18 protein-coding genes are annotated in these 21,257 nt (G+C 58.2%); 7 read left to right on the plus strand and 11 right to left on the minus strand.

What is annotated here, in order from left to right; translation table 11 throughout:
- Positions 1–61: 61 nt before the first annotated feature.
- The 4 genes from hflK to B5D61_RS17775 all read left to right on the plus strand — a co-directional run bounded on the left by hflK (position 62) and on the right by B5D61_RS17775 (position 7,505).
- Positions 62–1,102, plus strand: a complete 1,041-nt coding sequence (gene hflK, locus B5D61_RS17760) for an FtsH protease activity modulator HflK (RefSeq protein WP_078814773.1) — start codon at positions 62–64, stop codon at positions 1,100–1,102.
- On the plus strand, positions 1,099–2,148 hold the full coding sequence (gene hflC / locus B5D61_RS17765) for a protease modulator HflC (RefSeq protein ID WP_078814774.1): 1,050 nt from the start codon (positions 1,099–1,101) through the stop codon (positions 2,146–2,148). The genes hflK and hflC overlap by 4 nt, the downstream gene beginning before the upstream one ends.
- A 10-nt stretch (positions 2,149–2,158) precedes the next feature.
- Entirely contained in the window at positions 2,159–4,969 is a 2,811-nt protein-coding gene (locus B5D61_RS17770) for a PD-(D/E)XK nuclease family protein (protein ID WP_078814775.1), read from the plus strand.
- Between the two features lie 73 nt (positions 4,970–5,042).
- A complete protein-coding gene (locus tag B5D61_RS17775; RefSeq protein ID WP_078814776.1) occupies positions 5,043–7,505 on the plus strand; it encodes an ATP-binding protein in 2,463 nt (820 codons plus the stop codon).
- 395 nt (positions 7,506–7,900) lie between these two features.
- On the opposite strand, the gene B5D61_RS25840 is transcribed toward B5D61_RS17775, so the two are convergent.
- The 11 genes from B5D61_RS25840 to B5D61_RS17835 all read right to left on the minus strand — a co-directional run bounded on the left by B5D61_RS25840 (position 7,901) and on the right by B5D61_RS17835 (position 16,738).
- Positions 7,901–8,197, minus strand: a complete 297-nt coding sequence (locus B5D61_RS25840; protein WP_217699010.1) for a hypothetical protein — start codon at positions 8,195–8,197, stop codon at positions 7,901–7,903.
- A 504-nt stretch (positions 8,198–8,701) separates the two neighbouring features.
- Positions 8,702–9,160, minus strand: a complete 459-nt coding sequence (locus tag B5D61_RS17790; RefSeq protein WP_139373340.1) for a hypothetical protein — start codon at positions 9,158–9,160, stop codon at positions 8,702–8,704.
- A gap of 28 nt (positions 9,161–9,188) precedes the next feature.
- Positions 9,189–9,560: a hypothetical protein gene (locus B5D61_RS17795; RefSeq protein WP_078814780.1), complete on the minus strand. Its 372-nt coding sequence runs from the start codon at positions 9,558–9,560 to the stop codon at positions 9,189–9,191.
- 17 nt (positions 9,561–9,577) lie between these two features.
- The gene (locus tag B5D61_RS17800; protein ID WP_139373341.1) at positions 9,578–10,276 is read right to left on the minus strand and encodes a hypothetical protein; all 699 of its coding nucleotides are present in this window, start codon (positions 10,274–10,276) and stop codon (positions 9,578–9,580) included.
- Positions 10,277–10,310: 34 nt separating this feature from the next.
- Positions 10,311–12,053: a putative ABC transporter permease subunit gene (locus tag B5D61_RS17805; protein ID WP_078814782.1), complete on the minus strand. Its 1,743-nt coding sequence runs from the start codon at positions 12,051–12,053 to the stop codon at positions 10,311–10,313.
- 224 nt (positions 12,054–12,277) lie between these two features.
- Positions 12,278–13,381: a type IV pilus twitching motility protein PilT gene (locus B5D61_RS17810; protein ID WP_078814783.1), complete on the minus strand. Its 1,104-nt coding sequence runs from the start codon at positions 13,379–13,381 to the stop codon at positions 12,278–12,280.
- 44 nt (positions 13,382–13,425) lie between these two features.
- Positions 13,426–14,526 carry a type IV pilus twitching motility protein PilT gene (locus B5D61_RS17815; RefSeq protein WP_078814827.1) on the minus strand — a complete coding sequence of 367 codons (1,101 nt, stop codon included), beginning with the start codon at positions 14,524–14,526 and terminating at the stop codon, positions 13,426–13,428.
- Positions 14,527–14,537: 11 nt separating this feature from the next.
- On the minus strand, positions 14,538–14,915 hold the full coding sequence (locus B5D61_RS17820) for a hypothetical protein (protein WP_078814784.1): 378 nt from the start codon (positions 14,913–14,915) through the stop codon (positions 14,538–14,540).
- Entirely contained in the window at positions 14,912–15,298 is a 387-nt protein-coding gene (locus B5D61_RS17825) for a phage holin family protein (protein ID WP_078814785.1), read from the minus strand. Before B5D61_RS17825 ends, B5D61_RS17820 begins: the two co-directional genes overlap by 4 nt.
- 24 nt (positions 15,299–15,322) lie before the next feature.
- A complete protein-coding gene (locus B5D61_RS17830) occupies positions 15,323–15,709 on the minus strand; it encodes an ElaB/YgaM/YqjD family protein (protein WP_078814786.1) in 387 nt (128 codons plus the stop codon).
- 165 nt (positions 15,710–15,874) lie between these two features.
- Positions 15,875–16,738: a sugar phosphate isomerase/epimerase family protein gene (locus B5D61_RS17835; RefSeq protein ID WP_078814787.1), complete on the minus strand. Its 864-nt coding sequence runs from the start codon at positions 16,736–16,738 to the stop codon at positions 15,875–15,877.
- Between the two features lie 145 nt (positions 16,739–16,883).
- On the opposite strand from B5D61_RS17835, the gene B5D61_RS17840 reads away from it, so the two are divergent.
- The 3 genes from B5D61_RS17840 to B5D61_RS17850 are packed head-to-tail and all read left to right on the plus strand — an operon-like array spanning position 16,884 to position 20,644.
- Positions 16,884–17,720 carry a MotA/TolQ/ExbB proton channel family protein gene (locus B5D61_RS17840; RefSeq protein ID WP_078814788.1) on the plus strand — a complete coding sequence of 279 codons (837 nt, stop codon included), beginning with the start codon at positions 16,884–16,886 and terminating at the stop codon, positions 17,718–17,720.
- 25 nt (positions 17,721–17,745) lie between these two features.
- Complete coding sequence (locus tag B5D61_RS17845; RefSeq protein ID WP_078814789.1) at positions 17,746–18,180, plus strand: ExbD/TolR family protein; 435 nt, start codon at positions 17,746–17,748, stop codon at positions 18,178–18,180.
- A gap of 1 nt (position 18,181) precedes the next feature.
- Complete coding sequence (locus B5D61_RS17850; RefSeq protein ID WP_176159509.1) at positions 18,182–20,644, plus strand: tetratricopeptide repeat protein; 2,463 nt, start codon at positions 18,182–18,184, stop codon at positions 20,642–20,644.
- Positions 20,645–21,257: the final 613 nt, after the last annotated feature.

The raw sequence follows: 21,257 nt of genomic DNA on the forward strand, positions 1-21,257 counted from the left end.
GCTGCGTTTCTATAACACCCCCGAGCTTGCTCTCTGGGCCAGGCCCCCGTAGGCTGAGCCCATGGCTGCCTCACGCCCTCCGAGTTTACCGTTTCCGAATCCATCGAACCTCAAGATCAATCCTGGCCGCATCCTTGGGGTGGTCACGGCCCTGATCGTGGGGATCGGCCTGTTCTCCAGCTTCTATCAAGTCCCCGCCAGCTCGGTGGCCGTGGTGCAGCGGTTTGGCAAATACCTGGACACCACCCAGCCGGGTTTGAACTTCAAACTGCCCTTCGGCATCGACGATGTGACGCAGGTGGAAATCCGGCGCCAGTTGAAGCTCGAGTTTGGCTATGGCACGCGCGGGGCCAACAATGAGTATCAATACAATGACGACTATGAAGAGATGGCGCGGGAGCGGAATATGGTGACGGGTGATCTCAACGCCGCTGTGGTGGAGTGGGTGGTGCAGTTCCACATCGCCAACGCCCGTGACTTTGTGTTTAATTTCATCGAGCCCCAGTCCACCCTTCGGGACATGTCTGAGGCGGTCATGCGTGAGGTGGTGGGAGATCGCTCGATCGATGAAGTGCTCACCGTCGGACGCCAGGAGATCGAGATCAAAGCGCTGGAAGGCATGCAAAAAATAGCCTCGACGCTCAACATGGGCGTGCACATCGACCAAGTGCAGCTCGGCAATGTCAATCCTCCTGCCGAGGTCAAAGACAGCTTCGATGAAGTGAACCGCGCCCAGCAGCAGAAAGAGTCGGCGATCAACCAAGCCAATGGCGAATACAACCGGGTGATCCCCGAGGCTCGGGGCATCGCCGAACAAAATATCAGTCAAGCGGAAGGGTATGCCACGCAGCGCGTGAACCAAGCTCAAGGGGATGCCTCCCGTTTCACGGCGCTTTTGACCGAGTATCGGAAGGCCACTGAGGTGACCCGTAAGCGCATCTATCTGGAGACGCTGAGCGAAGTGCTGCCGACCATCCCCGGCAAAATCATCATCGATGATCGGGTGCCCCAGTTTCTCCCTCTGATGAATCTCAAACCGAATCCGGCGGCGCAGGTCCCCTTCGCAGCGCCTAACACGAACTCCAGCCGTAACCCACGATGAAATCAGCCCTTTCCTTGATCATTCTGATCCTCGGCTTTGCCCTCTATATTCTGGGGAGCGCCAGCCTGTATTCGGTCAGTGAAACCGAGCAGGTAATCATCACTCAATTTGGCAAGCCCGTGGGGGAAACCGTCAGCGATGCCGGCCTGCATGTGAAGATGCCCTTCATTCAAAAGGTGAACCGTTTTGAAAAACGCATTCTCGAGTGGGACGGCCCTCCGGCGGATATGCCGACGAAGGATAAAGTTTACATCGCCGTGGATAACTTTGCCCGCTGGCGCATCAGTGATCCGCGCGTGTTCTTTGAAAATCTGAGGGACATCCGCACCGCCGAATCTCGACTCACCGACATCCTCGGCAGTGAAACGCGCAACGTCATCGCCAAGCATGACTTCATCGAGGCCATCCGCACGACCAAGGATCGCAAAGTGGCGCGTGAAGCTGCCTCTGGAGCTTCGATTGCGGATTCGCGTATCGGTGTCTTGCCTCCAATCTTGAAGGGCAGGGCTGTTTTGGAGAAGGAAATCTTTACGAGCGCTGCTCCCAAAGTGAAAGGCTTTGGCATTGAGCTGATGGATCTGCGCTTCAAACGCATCAACTACAATCAATCGGTCAGTCAGACCATCTTTCAGCGCATGGTCAGTGAGCGCACGCAGATCGCTGCGCGCTTCAAGTCCGAAGGGGCAGGGGAGGCCGCCAAGATCCTGGGCCAGAGGGAGCGCGATCTGAAGCTGATCGAGTCTGAGGCCTACCGAAAGGTGCAGGAGATCGAAGGTGAAGCGGACGCGAAGGCCACCGAGATCTATGCCAAAGCCTACGACAGCTCACCGGAGTCCCGAGAGCTCTTTGAGTTCATCAAGACGATGGAAGCCTATAAGAAGATTCTGACGGCGGACACGAGCCTGATTCTCAGCACGGATAGTGAACTACTTCGTTATCTGAAATCACCTGACAAGAAGCTGCCGCCCTCTCCTGCCGCCGCTGCGGGGGGAGACGCCGATCCGCTGAATCGTCTGCCGACTCTCATGGACTTGAATCGCCAATAGCCCTGCAACCATGGCGACTTTGACACGCCACTTTTGGGGCTGGGACAGGCCTGTCCTGGACAATGCCGTGCGTTATCTCACGCAGGGGCATACGGGGCCGACGGCGTTGGACCTGAGTGATACGCTCCTGATCGTCCCCACCTCGGAAGCTGGGAGGCGTCTGAAGGAAGGTCTGGCCCGCGCCATTTCCGCCGGGGCTCTGGTGCCGTGGGTGTGGACCTCCGAGCAGGCTCTCCTGCCTGCGGCGATGCGGAAGACGGTGGCGACGCCCATCCAATCTCAAATGGCTTGGCAGCAGGCGGTGCGGCAGATGGACGTGACGGGGCTGAGTTCCCTCTTTCCACGTTTACCGGAGGAGAGAGGTTGGCTTTGGGAGCTGGAATTGGCACGCTTACTCGGGGAGTTGCATTCGTTGTTGGGGGCTGCTGGGCTGGACTTCTCCGATGTGACGGAGCAAGCCGGAACTGAAAGCGGGCGCTGGCGGGATCTCGAGAAGATCGCTCAAAGCTATCAGGCTGAATTGGAGGCGGTGGGCCTCGTGGACGCTCAAGCGGCGAGGCTGAACTGCGCCCGTGCCCCTCAGTTGCCGGAGGGCGTCCAGCGGGTGATCGTTTTGGCAGCACCGGACCTGCCGCCTTTGTTTTATCGTTGGTTAAGCCAATGCCCCGTGGAGGAGACTGTGGTGGCCATTCAGGCAGCGACGGATCTGGCGGAGACGTTTGACGAGCTGGGGCGTCCCTTACCGACTCAGTGGGGCCAGGAGGCAGACCTGATTCTACCTCTCACCGAAGATCAACTGCATCTCTGTCATGATGCCTCCGCTCAGGCAGAGCGTGTGACGGATCTGCTGAGGGATCTCGCCCCTCACCTGCGTGTGGCCGTGGGGGTGGGCGATCCTGAGGTCGGGGCGGTTTTGCATGAGCGGCTGGATCTGGAAGAGGTGCGGGTGTTTGAGCCCGGCGGGGTGGCTCCGCAGCAGACGGGCTTGTGGCACGTGCTCCAGCAGGTCAAGCGACTGGTGGAGAGCCGCTCGTGGAGAGCCTTCGCTTCGTTACTGCGGGTTTATGAGGTGAGAAAAGCCTGGGCCGAGCAGAGCCGGGGCGGTTTGTCTTTGATCGAAGAGGCGGATGCCTTTGGCCAGGAACATATGCCGGTGACGATCGATCACGCGGTAGAGTTGCTGGAGGGACGCACGGTTTCCCCAGAGCTGCATCGGGCTCTCCTGGCGGCGCAGAGGATGGTGAGTCATCTTCAAGAAGATGACCTGACGGATGCCGCCCGGCATGTCCTCATCCAGCTTTATGGGGAGCGCGAATTTGCGCCGGATGCTCCACAGGATCAGTGGGTGACGGCCCTGGGGGATGCGTGGCTGGACTGCTGCCGTCAGGTGAGTGAAGAGGCACGGCGCTTTGACCTGAAGCCGACCCCTGAAGAAGCTCTGGCCCTCTCCCTGGAGGCGCTGGCCAGGACCGCCTTGTCGGAAAATCGTGGTGAGGTGGATCTGGTGCTGCAAGGCTGGCTGGAACTGCTCTGGGAGCCGGCACCTGCGCTGGTCGTCGCAGGCCTGAATGAGGAGTATGTGCCGGGGATCTTGATCTCGCATCCTTTTCTCCCCGACCAATTGCGGGAGCAGCTCGGCCTGCCTTGTCAGGCATCGCGCTTTGCCCGTGATGCCTACACCCTGCGGGCCTTGACGGAGCAGCGCGCCCATGCCGGGGCTCTGCATTTGCTCTGTGGGCAGTGGAGTGATCGGGGGGAGGCCCTGCGTCCCTCGCGGTTGCTGTTTCTGTGTGCCGATGACCATCTGCCGCTGCGGGTGAAGCATCTCTTCCCCAAAGATGAAGTCGCTGAAAATGGCGTGCAGGAGCCCGTGCGCACCGTCGCGTGGCCGCTGCACCCACGGCAGGTGAAGCTGAAGCTGGAGACGATTTCTCCCTCTCGCCTCAGGTCGTATCTGGACTGCCCGTTTCGGGATTATCTCAGTCAGGAACTGCGCATGGAGGCGGTGGATGCGGAGAAGCGTGAGCTGGATCCGGCGGAGTTTGGCACGCTGATCCATCACGCTTTGCAGCAGCTCGCCCATGACGAGCGCCTGAGCCGCAGTGTGGATGCGAATGAGATCGGGGATTTCTTGGTCGAGATGGCGATGAAACAAGCGCGGATGCTCTATGGGCAACGGCCCGCGCCCTTGATCGGACTGCAACTGGAGAGCCTGCATCAGCGGCTGCGCTATGCGGCTGAAACCGAGGCCGCTGAACGTGAACAGGGCTGGATGATCTATCGCGCTGAATGGGAACCCTCCGCAGACACACCGCTGCTCATCGAAGGCGCACGATTGAAGTGCAAAGTGGACCGCATCGACCGCCATGCTCGCAGCGGACACATCCGGGTCTTGGACTTCAAAACCTCCGACCGCATGACCGAGCCACTGGCCGCCCATACGCGCAAGCTCTCGGGGCGCTCGCGCATTCCAGAAGCCGAGGTCTGGAAATGTTTTGAAACGAGAGATGGCAAGGCTTGGCAATGGAAAGACCTTCAATTGCCTCTCTATGCAGCGGCGCTGCGGCTGCATGGGTTGACGCCTCAAGAAGTGGGATACTTCACTCTGCCGAAAAGTGTGCAGGACACCAAGGTGCTGATCTGGGAAAACTTCACGGAAGAGTGGGTGGATAAGGCCCTGGAATGCGCGGAAGAGATCGTGCGCCGGATGCGCTCGGGCATCTTCTGGCCACCGGGAGATAAAGCACGGGATCGCGGCTTTGATGAAATCTTCCTCGGGGATCTGAGCGCCAGTGTAACGTGGGCCAGCGAGACAGAGTAAACTTTGTTTTGCCCCCTTGGACACTTTTTGCTGGTGTCCTTGTCTGTGGCTGCTTTGTAATCTCCACCTCGCCATGACCATCTCCCCAGACCAATACGAGAAGCTCGGTGCCTTTTACCTCGGACGTGGCTACGACCTCGCCACCAAGCAACTCCAGGATGACCTGATCATGTATGACTCCAAGGATCTGGTGACGCATGGCGTCGTCCTGGGCATGACGGGGTCTGGCAAGACGGGGCTCTGCCTCGCCTTGTTGGAGGAGGCGGCCATGGATGGGGTGCCCCTCATCGCCATCGATCCGAAAGGGGACATTGGCAATGCACTGCTCACCTTTCCGAACCTGAGTGCGGAGGAATTCAAACCCTGGGTGAATGCCGACGATGCCCGGCGGAAGGGCATCAGCGTGGATGACTTTGCCGCACAGCAATCGAGCTTGTGGACTAAGGGGCTGGGCGATTGGGGGCAGAGTGCCGAACGTATTCGTAAGCTGCGCCAGACCGTGAATATGGCCATCTACACGCCGGGCAGCAGTGCTGGGCTTCAGGTGTCCATCCTCAGTTCTCTGGATTGCCCTCCGGCTTCCGTTTTGGAAGATGCGGAGGTGCTGGCGGATCGCATCGAGAGCACCGTGTCCTCGTTGCTCGGTCTGATGGGTATTGAGGCCGATCCTGTGCAATCTCCAGAGCACATCCTGCTCTCGAACATCGTGGCCTTCTGCTGGAAAAAAGGCCAGAACATCTCTCTGGAAAACCTCGTGCGTCACATCCAGCAGCCGCCGCTTCGGAAGATCGGTGTGGTGGATATCGAGACCTTCTGCCCGGAATCCAAGCGCACGGCGCTGGCCATGAAGCTGAATAACCTCATCGCCTCGCCCGGCTTTGCGACTTGGTTGGAGGGGGAACCGCTGGACATCCAGCGCATGTATTACACACCGGAGGGAAAACCTCGGATCACGATCTTTAACATCGCGCACCTCAGCGACACGGAGCGGATGTTCTTCGTGTCCTTGCTGTTGAACCAATTGTTAGGCTGGATGCGCAGTCAGCAGGGCACCACGTCCCTGCGGGCGCTGTTTTACATGGATGAGATCTATGGCTACCTGCCACCGACCGCCATGCCGCCGTCGAAGAAGCCGATGATGATCCTGCTCAAGCAGGCGCGTGCCTTCGGGCTCGGTCTGCTCCTGGCCACCCAGAACCCGGTGGACCTGGATTACAAAGCCCTGGCCAACATTGGCACCTGGTGGATTGGTCGCCTGCAAACGGAGCGTGATAAGGCGCGCCTGCTCGATGGTCTGGAAGGGGCCATCAGCAGCAGTGGTGGCAGTTTTGATCGCAAGACCCTGGAGACGACCATCTCCGGACTGGGCAACCGTGTGTTTCTGATGAACAACGTCCATGAAGATGGTCCCGTGGTGTTCCATGTGCGCTGGATCATGAGTTACCTCAGCGGCCCTCTGGCGCGAGATCAGGTGAAGCGGCTGATGGACCCCATTCGCCCGGCGAAGTCCTCCGGAGCCGCTGCTTCTGGTGAGGACGATGGTTTCCTACCCCCCGGTGCCTCGGCGGCTCCTGCGGGCGCTCGCAACACGGTCAAACCGCGTCTGCCTGAGGGCACGGCGGAGGCCTTCGTGGCTAGCACCGTGGGCGTGTCAGCCGACAGTCTCTGCTACGTGCCGGCCATCCTGCGCAGTGCCGAAGCGAATTTCGATGATCCCAAACGGAAGATCACCGGAAGCAGTCGAGTGACCTTGGTGAACCCGATCGATGTCGAGAACCAGCGTGTGCTTTGGGATAAGTTTGTGCAGTTACCCCGCGATGCAAATCCCGACAGTTGGGAAAGCCAGCCTGTGGATGGTGCCGAATACACGGACCTCCCCGGTGCCGCCATGAAGTCCAGCACCTACACCAGTATCCGCAAAGACTATGTCGATTGGGTGTATGCCAATCATGTGCTGGAGGTGAGCTTCAGCCCTTTGCTGGAAGCCTATTCCAATCCTGGTGAGAAGGTGGATGAGTTCCGTGCCCGCATCACTCAGACTGCGCGTGAGCTGCGGGACCAGGCCATCGAAACCCTGCGTGAGAAGACCGCGAAGGCTCTGAAATCGCTTCAGGAAAAAGCCATCAAAGCTCAGGTGAAGGTGGATACGCAGAAGTCCCAAGCCACCTCGGCCAAGCTCTCCACCGCCATGTCCATTGGCAGCAGTTTGTTAGGCGCGTTCTTCGGTCGCAAAGGCGGCATCGCCTCTGTGGCTAAGGCGAGCACCGTGAACAGTGCGGCCCGGGTCATGCGTGAGCACCAGGAAGCTGCCGCTGCTGAGGCCGAGCTTGGTCGCATCCAAGCCGATATCGCCGATCTGGAAAAACAGCTCGCCGATGAAACCCAACGCATCCGCGATCAATACGACCCTGCCGTCCTCGTCTTCGAAACCACCCGCCTCACTCCCGTGAAGTCGAAGATCCAACCCACCGCCATCGGCATCCTCTGGCTCCCTCATGAGCGCGTGGGTGGGGAATTGAGAAAGGCCTGGGAGTAAAAGATGATGAGCTGAGTTGAGCTCATTCAAAGCCAGCACCTTTATGCAAGTAAGGCCTCTTGGAAGGAGGCGAGATATTAGCCGGGGGTGGCGAGAGCGAAGCGAACAAAACCCCCGGTCGAAGAAGCCATGCGTGTTATTTGCAGGCCGCCCCCTGGATGGGGGCGAGAGGTCTACACTATGTTCTACCGCTCATTGGCCCTAGCTTGAATCCGCTACTTCTCGCGCACCTCCGGCGCGTGGCATTGACCTGAATGTCCTGGGGTATGCATCCCCGGGTTCTCGCTCACTGCGTTCGCTTCACCCGGGGCTAATGGCTCGCCTCCCTTCAGGATGTCCTGTTAAGGCCATGGCTAAACGGGCATCTGCATCTTACCGTCATGACGTGCATTCAGTTAGGTTGGGGGATGCAATTCGGTCGGATAAAGGCGAAAACTCGGACTGCACCAACCGACGATAAAATCCATCGAATCGAGAACGGCATCGTAATAGGTCTCGTCCGTGTCGTTCGCATGTTTAGCGCGGAATTCATCGAACAGTTGATGCATCTCGATCTGGCTCATCCCTTCGTCGCGGAGGGCAATCGCAAGCGCGTGAACGGCGCGACTTGGTTCCGAATCTTGAAGCGCATTCTCAAGTCGTGCGCGGGGTGAGTTCATATCATGAGAAGTTTCGTCATCGAGAGAAGACATCTTTGTGAAGTGTTTCGTCCGGAGAAAAACTATCCAGTCGCGATGAATCTCCTCGGCACTCCACGTGAATGCGGCCACAGTTTGAGCACTGGTAAACGTCTCGATTTCCCTGTGATAGGTGACGTGTGATGATGTCATGAACAACGTCAGAGTCTTTGTTGCAAGGGTATCCTTTTAAAAAAGATTGGCCAATCCATTCGCGCTCTCGACCAGCCACGCGTGCCTCAATGAAGTCGGTAATTTCTTCGGTGATCTTGTCAATGATATCGAAATACTGGGTGTCAGCGAAGAAATAGCCCTTGTATGGTAGCCGGTCACTCTGATCGTAGATAATCTCTCCGCATGAACACATGAATTTGCTCATAAGATGTGCGCCCTAGATAAGATGTTTGAATGTGGAAGGGCGTTGGAGCATCCCTTTGCAATCGAGTCAGGATTGTAATGAAAGGGAGTCTTTGACGTCAAGACGCGGTAGTTTGTTCTCGGCCTTGAATGCATTGAATTTTACAGATGTTGAGAGTTGCTGAGCAACTCCTCCATGACCTGCATTTCAGCATCGCTGAGCGGGTATTCTCCATCCTGGTTAAGATGCTCAGCGGTGTATTTGAACTCCGGTTCAATTCGGATCTCGATCCTGTGCTCATCAAACTCTTGGCGAAGATAAAATAACTCTGCCGCCTTCCGAGTGATTAAAGGCAGCGACGTGTCGTCTTTGTAGGCTCTGGCTTGGGTGACGGGGATATTGAAACGGTTCCCAAGCCATGCCACAGCAGGCAGCCAATTTTCGGGGAGCCGTTCCACATAGCAGGTGTAGTCAACCATGTCGGATTTGAAGGCGGAAAAATGGCTGGTGACAAAGCCCACTTCACATCCTGCAACTTTGCATGCGACTCCTGCAGATGAGCCTTTTATGAAGGCGTAAAGGTTGCCGCAATGAGGGCAATTGTGTGAGCCGAGCTTCATCTCTTGAGGATAAGCTCTTATGAATGTCTCACTCCCACCAATGAAACCACTGGTTCATCCAGCCCACGGCGGCGGCCAGGGAGGTGATGACGACGCCGAGCTCGATGAGGAGGGCCATGCGGCGGCGTTTGGCGGCCTTGAGTTGGTGCAGGGGTTTACGCTGCGGAGAGCGCAGGGCCTTTTTGCTGAACATGCTTTCGGGAGCGGGCAACACGTCTTTTGTGGCCAAGCGTTGGCGACGGATCGTGTGAGGGGCGGCCACGATGGCGCATTCCAGGGAGTGGATTTCTTCCTGAAGAACGCGGGAACGACTCTTGATCTGTTTCAGCTTGGCTGGGCGTTGCTCGATGGCCAAGTCGTGAACAGATTTCGGACGGCGGGTTGCGACGCGCTTGTTCATGGATTCAGGGAAGTGAGTTAAAACATCAGCTTGGCCAGGATCAGGGTGATGAGGATGGTGGCCATGAGGGGCAGCGTGAAGGCAAATCCACGACGAACCCAGGTGCCCAGATCATCCGACCCGGAAAGGACATTGGCTAAACGGCTGTTGCCTGCATAGCCCTCTTCATCTTCTTCCTCGTCGGGATTCAGATGCAGGGGGGAGGTCTCCACCGGGCGGTGGGAGGTGATGCGGCGGATGCCTTTTTCAAAGGATGTTTCAGCCTCGATGAGGGAGGAGATGGCGCGGTCCAGCTCCTGATCGAGCTGACTGCGGTGCCAGCGCTCAGGCAGGAACATTTTCAGCTCTTCCAGGCGTTCCCGGAAGTCTTCCTGCGTGGTGGCCAGGTCCTCGACGCGGCGTTGGGCGTCTTCGAGATCTTCGGTGATGGCGCGCAGGCTGCGCTCCAGTTTTTCCGTGATGTCTTTGCGCCCAGCGATGAAGCGTTCTTGTTTTTGCTTCAGGTTTTCCAGGATCTTCCGCTGATGTTCCAGCTCCTCCTGCTCAGCGCGGAGGCGGCTGAGTCTCTGCTGGGCTTCACGGACCTGCTGGTCCATGTCTTCCATGGGAGATTCATCGGAGTGACCGAGGTTGAATTCGGGGGCTTCGTCGAAGCGGAGGATGTTGTTGTCCTCTGAGGCAGGGACCGAAGCGAGAGCGGGAGAGCGGCGGACCATGGCAGTCATTGATATTACTTCAGCCCCAGTAATATTACAGCTCTTTTAAATAATCTAGACTTTTCGTGCGCTTTTTCGCCAATCCATACGGAATTCCCCCAAAAATCAGGGAAAAGAACAGCACCGCCCCCAGGGCAGAGAGGTCTTGCATGAGGATAAGGGTTGATGATGGGGGAGCTCCGGCGACTTGGGCCTTCCAGCGTAGGGCCTCAGGCAGGGCCAGGGCAGAGGCGCTGAACAGGATATAAAGGAAGCTGCTGATGAGACACAGGGTGCCGCCGAAGCCGGAGATGATGCGGGCGGGGTTGGGCTCGCGGAAATTCGGCAGCAGGGCTCCAAGCGAGAGCGCCAGGGCATTGAGCCCATAACTCTGCATGAGCACCGCGGCGCAGAAGAAAACGGTGCGCTGCCAGGGGAGAGAAAGCGAGAGGCTGGAGACGAAGACGAGGCAGGTGGTCATGAGGCCCATGACACCGGCACTAAGGCGGAGCTTGAGGCTGAGGACCCGCTCCAGAGACAGGGGGGAGAGGCCAATGATCCAGAGGCGCTGACCCTCCATGCTGAACTGGGGGAAGATGAAGCGGGTGGTGAGGGTGGAGAGGGCGAGGCAGCAGACGAGGAGATTCAGGTGGCTGATCACCATCACCCAAAACGGACTCTGAAGGTCGTAGCCCAGGCGCCTCAAGTTCGAGGTATACATGAGCAGCAGGCCAAAGATGAGCAAGCTCTGCCCCCATTGAGTCGGCTCGCGCAGAAAGGTGCGGACGTCCTTCAGGATCGCGGCGTATTCCGGTCGGTTCAGACCCCAGATACGGGCGCTCCAGCTCCGTTTCAGGAAGCGCTCAGGATGGTGAAACCACAGCTCTAGGGTCGATGGCGCCAGGGCGAGGGGTACGGCACTCATCACCCGCTGCCAGGCGGGATAAAAGAGCCTGCCGCCGAGGAGGGCGGTGATGGTGAGGGCAAAGAGAGCATTGGCCAGCAGGGCAGAGCTGAAAAACAGCGCCTGAGCGGTGAGGCCGCGCCCGGAGGCGAAGATGACCTCCGCGACCCAGGAACTGGGCAGCAGCGGATGCATGCAGATCTCCGTGTGCTTTAAGACACTGTGCAGGCTGGAGACGATGTCATTCCCCTGCAGTTCCTCCGGCTCTCCCGTGGAAAGAAAGCGGTAGATGGAGACGCCTAGCAGCCAGACCCCGAAGAGGGCGATGGGACGCCACCACCAGCGTTTGGCATGCTTCACCAGAATGAGCAGCACCCAGGAGGAGAGATTGGCCGAGATGGTGACGAGGCAGAGCAGGGCCGGGGCACCGAACAAATAAAAGGAGGCTCCCACATCATAAAGCCGACCCAGCGCCACCAGGATGGGAGCACTGAGCACGAGCAGGCCCCAGCTCGCCAGCGCCATACCCTCCAGCGTCTTCCAGATCACCAGACTGCGATAGGGGATGGGGAGGGCCACCTGCCAGTCCATATCCTTTCGGCGAAACATGCCCATGCCAGTGATGGTGGCATTGGAGATGACCAGCATGACGAAGAAGAAAAAGAACAGCAGATAAACCAGCCGCTCCAGCAGCAACGGGCCAAACAGCGGCATGCGGCTGACGAACTCTAAACCGCGTGATACCAGCACATACGCCGCTACGCAGTAAAGCCCGAGAAAGGAGCCGATGGTGAGCAGCAGCAGGCGATTCGTCTCCAGCCCTTCGGCGACGCGATGTTTCAGCATCTGCCAGTAAACCTGGGCCTGCAGCAGCGTAGCGGTGGCGGAGGACATGACGGGATGAAGGCAAGCAGGCTTTAAACCGATATGAAAAGGAAACTCGATCCAATGATGCTTTACGGCCACAAAGGATAAGGCAACCGTATCGCACGATGGTCTATGACAAGCTTCACCCTGGAGATGCTGAATTGTCTGGCAGATCGGCCTTAGAAAGTCAGCTCGCGCCTCTTTGAAACCAAAACGGGTGTGACCTTTCAGCCACACCCGTTGTTAGACTTTTACTTCTTCGATTCACCGCCGCCGGCATTGGCGATGGCTTGCTCTTCAGGGGGCAGGAAGGCTTTGAAGCGGCCTTTGTCGATGGCTTTCATGTAGGCCTCCATCGGGCTCACATAACCATCGCGCAGTTTTTGCCAGATGGAGTCGTCCATGAACTGCATGCCCTGGGCCTTACCGCCGATGATGACGTCGTAGAGCTTCTGGGTGGCGCCTTCACGGATGATGGCGCCGACAGCCGGGGTGGAGATCATGATCTCGTTCACGGCGGCACGGCCTTTGCCATCGGCCTTCTTCATGAGAAGCTGGGCGACCACGCCTTTGAGCGAGGCGGCAAGCATGGTGCGCACCTGGCTCTGCTGATCGGCAGGGAATACGTCGATGATACGGTCAACGGTTTTACGGGCGTTGTTGGTGTGCAGGGTGCCGAAGACCAAGAGACCGGTCTCCGCAGCCGTGAGGGCCAGAGAGATGGTTTCAAGGTCACGCATTTCCCCCACCAGCACGATGTCGGCATCCTGACGGAGAGCGGCACGCAGACCATCGGCGAAGGTCGGAGTCTGGATGGGCACTTCACGCTGGGTGATGATGCTCTTCTTGTTCTTGTGCACGAACTCGATCGGCTCCTCGACGGTGATGATGTGGCGGCGGAAGTTGGTGTTGATGTAATCCAGCAGGGCGGCCAGCGTGGTGGACTTACCGGAACCGGTGGGGCCGGTGACCAGGACGAGACCGCTGCGCATGTGGCCGAACTCTTTTACCACCGGTGGGATGCCGAGCTGCTCCAGGCTGGCGATCTTGGTCGGAATGATACGGAAGACGGCACCGAAGCCGTGCTGCTGGCGCAGGTAGTTACAGCGGAAGCGGTGCTCGGCATCCATCTCATAGGCGAAGTCGAGGTCACCTTTTTCGATGTAGCGATCCCAGGCGCGAGGCTCGCAGATCTCACGCATCATGGTTTCCATGGTGGTCTCCGTGAGGATCTCACTGGAGATGGGCTTGATGCTGCCGTGGACACGCACTTTAGGCGGCTGGCCTTGGCTGAGGTGAAGGTCAGAACCTCCCAGGTCGATCAGTTGCTGGAAGAGATTGTCAATGATGGGCATGGCGTAACAAAAAGGATTGAAAGGGTGGGACGGATGGGGGTGCCTCAGGAGTTGAAGAAGGCGCGCATCTGCTGCTTGTCTTCCGCGCGGGATTCACATTCTTCACGGCTGATGAGGCCTTTGGAGTAGAGGCTCCGCAGGGAATCATCCATCGTGATCATGCCCACATTTTTACCGGTCTGCATCACGCCATTGAGCATGTAGGTTTTACCATCGCGGATACAGGCGGCGGTGGCCGGGGTATTGACGAGCAATTCCAGAGCCATCGCACGGCCATTGCCATCCGTTTTAGGCACCAACTGCTGGGAGATGATGCCACGCAGAGATTCCGACACCATGATGCGGATCTGGTCACGTTGATCGGGCGGGAACACGTCCAGGACACGGTCCAGGGTGCGGGCGGAGTTACCGGTGTGCAGGGTGCCGAGCACCAAGTGACCGGTTTCCGCAGCGGTGATGGCCAGGGAGATGGTCTCCAGGTCGCGCATTTCACCGACCATGATCACATCTGGGTCTTCACGGAGAGCACCACGGAGAGCGGCGGCGAAGGAGTCGGTGTGGGTGCCCACTTCACGCTGGTTCACGTGGCAGCCTTTGGGCTCGATCACGTATTCGATGGGGTCTTCCAGCGTGATGATGTGGTCTTGACGCTCTTTGTTAATCTCATCCACCAACGCGGCCAGGGTGGTGGATTTACCGCAACCCACGGGACCGGTCACCAGCACGAGGCCGTTGTGATAGCGGATGAGGGTGCGGACGGTATCCGGCAGGCCGAGCTGCTCTACGGAGCGGATGTTCGTGCTGATGATGCGGAAGGTGATGTCGATGCCCAGACGCTGCTGGACGACGGAGGCACGAAAGCGGCCAAACTCCGGGGAGTAGGCAAAGTCCACATCACCCCGGGTTTCCAGCTCATGGATCTGTTTTTCCGTGAGGAAGCTGTAGGCGAGGCGGCGGGTATCCTCGGGGGTCATTGCCACGGCATTGCCCCAGATGGGGGTCAGATTGCCGAAGCGTCTCCAAATGGGCTGGGCTGCCGTGGCGAGGTGGAGGTCGGAGGCCTCATACTGCATGCAGAAACGCAGATAATCATCCACGTGGCCCAGCACGGGCACTAGATCTTGGGGGGCGGCTTGGTCGGACATGAGAAGGGTGATCACGCACGCGGGCGTTCACCCTCGTGCTGAGAGAGATGTTGGGTCAGGTAATTTTGAAGAAAATGGCGGCCATATTTCCACGCCTCCTGCCGCACCATGCCAAGCACAGGAGACAGAATTAGCGCAATAAGGCCGCCTTTTGTAGCGGAAGCGCCCAAGTTGTCACGCTCAATCTTACTGCGAGGAGAAGGCATGAGACTGCGGACCAATAAAAGGCCGCCTAATGCCGCTGCTCCCACCCAAATCCAAGGATGTTCACGCACGGAGCGGCTGATCATCACCTTCGGGTTCAGGTCCTCCGTCGCGAGGTGGAGGTGGGCACCGAGTAGAGTTCTGGCCCGTTCCAGGTCTTTGATGGCCTGCTGTTTAGCGGTCATGAGTCGTGTGGATTGTTACCGATCCATTCGCGGTCACGCCGGAATTGATGGAAGGTCTCCTCAAAGACACGCAGCTTTTTCAGGCGGACTTTGAGCGAGATGAAGAAGATAAAAGCAAACAACAAGTGACCGCCTGCCGTCCACAGCGCCACCTTCCACCAGGGTAAGCCCTGAGTTTCTGCGACGACCCACACCAAGGCGGGTAGGGCGAGCATCCAGCCAAAGAGCAGGCAGCCAATGAGGACGGCCACCAGGACCAAGATCTCACTGAGTTTGACCCCGGCCTCGCGGGCCTCGATCTGGAATAAGTGGCCGCGTGCCTCCGCATAAAGCGCCAGAGCACGCAGCAAGGATCTGACCCGGGAGACCTCGATATCCATCATGGGCTGGCAGTCGGTCCGGAAATTTTAACGGCGGAGAATCAGCCCGACCACGAGGCCGATGCCAAAGGCGGTGATGAGGGCCTGGCGAGGCTTTTCACGAGCCATCTTTTCCGCTTCGTCCACGAAGTTTTGGCAGGTGTCACGAGCATGCTCCAGGGCATCATCCGCATAGTGGCGGATGTCGCTGGCTTTGTCGGTGAGTTCAGTCTTCAGGGCAGCGGCTTTTTGTTCCGCAGCGCTTTTGAGCTGTTGAGCCCGGCTTTCCGCGGCATCGCGGAGTTCAGCGGCTTTTTGAGCAGCAGCGGCGCGGAGTTCTTCAGCGGCTTTCATGGCGCTGGCTTTAGCGGCCTGAAAGGGATCGTTAGCGGTCGTGCCGCCGAGGCCAGGATTAGGGAGGTTAGGCTCGTTCATGGGCAGAAGATAAGTTCGAGGGTGATTTAAAGCTGACTGACTGCGATGGCGAATGGAAAGATGACAGTTTCTTATAGCACAGCGCTTGAATTGAAATCGTCTCCGGAGGGCTGGAGTGGCTGTGTCAAAGTGCCTGATCTCGTTAGCCCATTGTGACTAAAGCCCTCACCAGCGGATGCTCTGGAGGAATTTTACGCTCTTGGGGATCTGGCTTTCGGACGAGGAGCTTTCGTCTTCGATGAAGTAATACTTCACGCCCACCTTTTGCGCGGTCGCCAGGATTGCGGCCCAGTTCATTTGGCCGGTGCCGAGCGTGACGTCATTGTTCACATCCGTTTGGCCGCTCAGGCTGCCTGTGGCCACACCTTGTTTCAGGTCTTTGAGGTGCATCAGGTCCCAGCGGTTGGGGTATTTCTCCAGCAGCTTGACGGGGTCTTGCCCGGGAAACACGACCCAGAGGGTATCCATCTGGAATTTCACCTGCTCGGGGTTGGTTTCCTGAATGATCAGATCCGCCAGCGTTTCCCCCTTTTTCCAGGGTTGATACTCAAAGCCATGCAGATGGTAGAAGAACTTGATGCCGACCTTGGCCAGGGCAGCACCGGCTTGGTTGAAGGTGGCGGCGATCTCCCGCGCCTGGGCTTCGTCCATGGGGCTCTTGTGATCGGCCCAGGCACATCCGGCATACTCCAGGCCCAGTTCCTTGGCCTCTTGGGCGACGGCATCCGGCTCGGTCTGCCAGCGTTTGTAGGGATAGTGGGCGCTGACGGCCTTCAGGCCACGGCTTTCCAATTCCTTTTTAAATTCGGGGATCGGCATCTCGTGGGTGCCAGCCAGTTCGACGAGCTGAATGCCGAAGGATTTAACCGTATCGAGGGTGCGGGACACGCCCTTCAGCTTGAACTGAGAGCGCAGGCTGTAGAGTTGGAGTCCGGGGCTGGCGGTGAATTTTCCTTCCTCAGCGTGCGTCAGAGCGCTGGTTGTCAGAAAAAAGGCGGTAACTGTGAAAGCAATTCTGGAAAAGCTCATAGGAGAATGGAAGCTGAGACTTTCTTTATGGAAAAGCCAAATTCGGGATAAACTGGCAGTTTTTTTGCCTGTATTCTGCGCCGAAAGCTCCAGCTTTAGCCTCGACTCTTGCATCCTTCACCCTCGTGCCTACTGTCCACCGCCCATGCATCGCCCCACTTTTTTCGTTTTAACCCTCCTGACCTGCTTGATGTCATGGATCGCTCCGGTGGTTCAAGCCCAGACTGTTAGCCCTACAGAAACCGCGACTCCGAGCGGAGTGGTGACGGAGGCTCCCGCTGGCGCAGAGGACAATCCCTTTGGCCAAGCGCTGACCCTGGAGGGCTTCATCAAGAGCACGGGGGTGATGGCTTACCCCCTCATCGTGCTCTCCATGGTCACCGCCTTCCTGATCGTGCTCTTCACTGTCACGGTGCGTCAGGGCACAGTGGTCAGTGATGCCTTCATGAACTCGGCTGACGCGCTGATCCGCAAGCAAGATTACCTGGGCCTGCTGGCGGTGTGCAATCGCCGCAATGAGTGCATCGCCCGCATCACGGCGAAGACCCTGGACTTCGCCACCCGGAACCCGACCGCGAGCTTTGAGGAAGTCAAAGAAGTGACCGAGGCGGAGGGAAATCGCCAATCCAGCCTGCTGTTGGCACGCATCGCCTATCTCGGGGATGTGGGCGCCGTGGCTCCGATGCTGGGCCTGCTGGGCACCACGCTGGGGATGATCACCACCTTCCACGCCATTTCCGGTAAGGAATACGGCGGCTCCAATCAGCTCGGTCTGGCCCAAGGGGTGTCTGAGGCGCTGCTGTGCACGGCCTCCGGTCTGGTCATCGGTATCCCGGCGCTGATTTTCTACGCCATCTTCCGGGGTAAGGTGAACCGCCTGATCTCGGAGATGGAAGCCGCCACCACCCACCTCATGGCCCTTCTGGCCGTGCAGTATAAGCGGGCCGCCCGCGCTGCCACCTCCGGTCGTGTCGGGGAATAACAATGCTTTTGCCGACTGAATCCTCATGAACTTTCGCAAACAGCATTCCATTGAGCCCACGCCCATGCAGCTCGCGCCGCTGGTGGATGTGCTGTTCCTGCTGGTGATCTTCTTTGCCGTGACCTCGCACTATGCGAAGAACGAGCAGGTCATGGACATCAGCGTGCCGGCGGCCGATGAAGGCCAGGAGAAGGAATCCCGCAATGTCGGGGAGATCATCATCAACATCAAAACGGAAGGTGAAATCATCGTCAACGGACAGCAGATCACGGAAGAAGAACTGCTGGTGAAGCTGCGGAACATCGCCTCGATCTACAAGGACCAAGCCGTCATTCTGCGTGGGGATGAAGTGGCCGATTATAAATACGTGATCAATGTGCTCAATACCTGTCAGAAGGCCGGCATCTGGAACATCGCCTTTGCCACGCGTAAGCCCGAAACAGAAGCCCCGAAGAACTGAGATGCGCCGTCCTGATCTGTCCCTCATTGTCGCCGTCTCCCTGCTCGGGGTCGTCACTTCCGCCATCGGGCAAGCCGTGCCTCGTGCCGTGCCTGTGGAGGACGAAGAAGTCCAGAAGCCGATCCCCCGGGCCATCCCGGTGAATCCCAATGAAGTGCCCCCCGCTCCGCCCAAGCCCAAAGGCCCGGACCAGGATCTCTTCGACTACGCCAGCATGGTCTATGAGCGGGGCGAGTATGCCATCGCTGTGCAGTCCTTTGGTGAGTATCTGCAAAATTATCCCTCCGGCTCCCAGGTGCCGCTGGCGCTGTTCCGCATCGCCGAGTGCTACATGAAGCAGAACCAGCTCAAGGTGGCGGAGACCTATTACCAGGAAGTGGTCAGCCGCTATCCGAACTCCGAGGGCGCACCCTCGGCGGCCTATCGTCTCGGAGCCATGCGCTTCAATGCCAAAGACTTTGAGGAATCGGCCCGCCAGTTTGCTTTCTGCGAGACGAAGAGCACCCTGCCTCAGGTCAGGCTGGCCGCCTCTTACAACAAGGCCCGGGCTTATCAGATGCTCGGAGATACCGCACGTCAGGTCGCCGCTTTGCAAACGGTCATCTCCACAAAGACGGACAACCCTTATCGCGAAGCCGCCCTTTTGACCCTGGGCACCGTTCTTCTGGCGCAGGATAAGAAGGCGGAAGCTCTGCCTTTGTTCCAAGACTTGCTCAAGGAGAGCAAGGACAACGCCGTGCTGTCCGAGGCCAGTGTTAAAGCCGCCGTGCTGCTGGCGGAGACGGGCAAGCCCGATGAAGCAATCCCGCTCTTTGAACGGGCGCTCGCCATTCCGGAAACCTCTCCGCTCAACCGTGGCATCGCCTTGGTCGGCGTGGTGCAGGCCCTGTTTGCCAAGGGGAATTACGACGGCGTGATCGATAACTACAATCGCAACTCCGGTGTGCTGCCTGAGGGCGAGACACGGCCGAAGATGCTGCTGCTGGTGGGCAATGCCTACCGCATGAAGAAGGCCTATGCCCGGGCGGTGGAGGTCTATCTGATGATCGAACAAGGCTACCCCGGTTCCGATCAAGCCTTCGAGGCCGGTTACTGGAAGCTGTATTGCTTTTACCTGCTTGATGACAAGGACCTGGGCGAGTTTGCCGCTGCGTTCATCCAGAAGCATTTGCAAGATCGCGCTCAGCATGAGTTTCTCAACCTGGCGCGCCTGATCCGTGCGGACTTCTATTTTAACAAAGGCGATTATGCCAACGCGGCCAACAGCTACAGTGACGTGCAGATCGATAAACTGCCCGTGAAGCTGCAGCCCGGCACCCTCTTCAACAAAGGCTGGGCCCTGGCGGAGGCCGGACGCCATCAGGATGCCATCAGCGCCTTCAGTCAGTTCTTAGCTCAATTCCCCGCGCATGAGTTCACCGCGAAAGCCTTGGCTCGTCGGGGGCTGGCCTATCGCTCGGCCAAAGACATCGTCAAAGCGGTGGCAGACTTCCAGCGGGTGGTGAAGGAGTACACCAACTCGGATGCCGCTGAGGTGGCCTACCTTCAGCTCGGCCTTATCGCTATGGAGCAGCGGGATTCGAAGGCCATGATCGCCGCCTTTGAAATGCTGGTGAAGAAGTATCCACGCAGCCAAGCCGCAGGCCAGGCCTGGTATGGCATCGGGCGGGGTTACTTTGATCTGAAGGACTGGGAAAAAGCTGTCCCGGCTCTGGAAAAGGCCATCGAGGTGGATAAGACCGCCAATCTGGATCGTGCCAGCCAGATGCTGATGCTGGCCCACTACGCTCAGCAGAATGTGGATGGCCTGTCTCAGGCGATCGATAACTATCGCAAGGCCAATGAGAACGCCGTCATCCCGCCCAACGTGGTCTCCTGGTTAGGCCTCAAGCTCTATGACATGAAGCTGTATGCTCGGTCCACGAAGTATCTCAGCCTGGCCACCACGCCCGATGCCCCTGAGAACACAGACCCCCGCGTCTGGAACTACCTCGGCATGGCCTTCCTGGAAACCAAGGACTACGAGGCCAGCATCAAAGCTATCGATCATTTCCTGAAAGTGACCCCTGAAAGCGCGGTCAAAGCTCGCGGTCTCATGACCAAAGGACGGGCCTTGCTCGGTCTGGGTAAAATCCAAGAAGCCGAGAAAGTGGCTCAGGAAGGGTTGGGCTTCGCCAAGGATGGCAAACCCCAGGCGCTCTTGCTGATTTTGGAAGGCGACATTGCCATGGCCGCCGGAAACGAGCTGGAGAAAGCAGGCGATGCCAGCGGCGCTTTGGAGAAATACAAAGCGGCGGCGGGCAAGTTCATGTATCCGGCGCAGTTTTTTGACGATGGTGAAGTGACTCCTGAGGCCATGGACAAGGCGGCAAAAGCTCTCGAAAAAGCCGGTCAGGCGGAGAAAGCGGGCGATTTCCGCAAGAGCCTGAAGGATCGCTATCCGAGCTACAAGGCCGAGAATTGATCCTCGGCCTTGGGATGAACCTTTGAGCGATTCAGATTCCTCGGTTGCGTGAGACCTGTTCACGCAGCCGTCTCCGGCGGGATTGGAGCCCTGGGGAGTCATCGCGAATCTGTCGTTAGGGACAGTGCAGACCGTGTGCTGGAGTCGGGGCAGGGAGGCTACGGAGCTGCGTGCTTTCGCCTCGCCAAACGTTCTTGCTGATTTGCATTCGATTCCCATGCGGAACCTGGGTGAATCACTCGCCGAGATGTCAAACGAATTGATTCGTTTGTTTGACTTTTGGTTAGTCGGGAGCGAGCTGAACTGGATTCACCCTCTCCTCACCCTTGGGGGTAAGGGGGATTGTTTCTGTTTATGTTTCTGATTCTGATTGGTTTTGTTTAGCTTTGGTTTGCTTAAGCTGAGAAAAGCTGTGGGTTTCCTGGAGCTAACCTGTAGCTTTCAGGTGTGATCCCTCACGATGCGACCGCGGGCCCGTGATAGTGATGCGGTCACTCTTGGCCGCAAGGAAGTCCAAGCGAGATCCCTATCCACATCAAGCCCTGAAGATAGGCCTGCGACTGCGGCCAGGAGTGGCCGCATCACTCTTGGCCGCATGGAGGTCCAAGCGAGC

Source organism: Prosthecobacter debontii, from assembly GCF_900167535.1.
Classification (GTDB): domain Bacteria; phylum Verrucomicrobiota; class Verrucomicrobiia; order Verrucomicrobiales; family Verrucomicrobiaceae; genus Prosthecobacter; species Prosthecobacter debontii.